Source organism: Oleiphilus sp. HI0117 (assembly GCF_001635235.1).
Genome location: NZ_LWGA01001335.1, coordinates 1 through 546 on the forward strand (window position 1 = coordinate 1; position 546 = coordinate 546).

2 protein-coding genes are annotated in these 546 nt (G+C 37.4%); both read left to right on the plus strand.

From position 1 onward, the window contains the following. Positions 1 to 129 precede the first annotated feature (129 nt). Positions 130 to 327 (plus strand): hypothetical protein, encoded by a 198-nt coding sequence (locus tag A3757_RS23075; protein ID WP_068553616.1) that lies wholly within the window; start codon positions 130 to 132, stop codon positions 325 to 327. Between the two features lie 41 nt (positions 328 to 368). Then, on the plus strand, positions 369 to 546 hold a 178-nt coding region (locus tag A3757_RS28190), incomplete at its 3' end, for a transposase (RefSeq protein WP_156490573.1).

Here is a 546-nt window from a genome sequence, read left to right on the forward strand (position 1 = left end):
TAATGTCCGGTTAAACCTCTTCAAGAATTTATTAAATTTCTTCCTGTACTACGAGGCGCTAGAGCCTTGCATAGGCATTAGCCCGTGTTATTTCTCTAGCGCAATTTAAATGTAAATAGAGGAAGAAAAATGGATATACTCAAAGTTAATGATTTAAAAAATAGAAAAGAAAATAAGCAGCTTATATTTACTTATATGTTGCACTTAAATGCATGGATTAAAGCAAACTTAAAGGAAAGGATTTCGATGAAATTAAAACATCTCTCAATTATGTTATTGCCGGGTTTACTAGCTGCTTGTAGTGGCACACTAATTTTGGCCACCTAATTAGAGGTGATATTATCACCATCAACTAACTAGGTATCAAAATGAGCAAACGAACAAGACCAACATACTCTCCAGAATTTAGACTCGAAGTTGCACAAGAAGTTGTTGATAAAGGGCGCAGTGTCCGAGATGTCGCGGATAGCTTAGGCCTTGGTAAGTCCACGGTCGATAAATGGGCGCGACAATTAAAAGAAGAACGAAACGGTAGGTTGTCGAGTG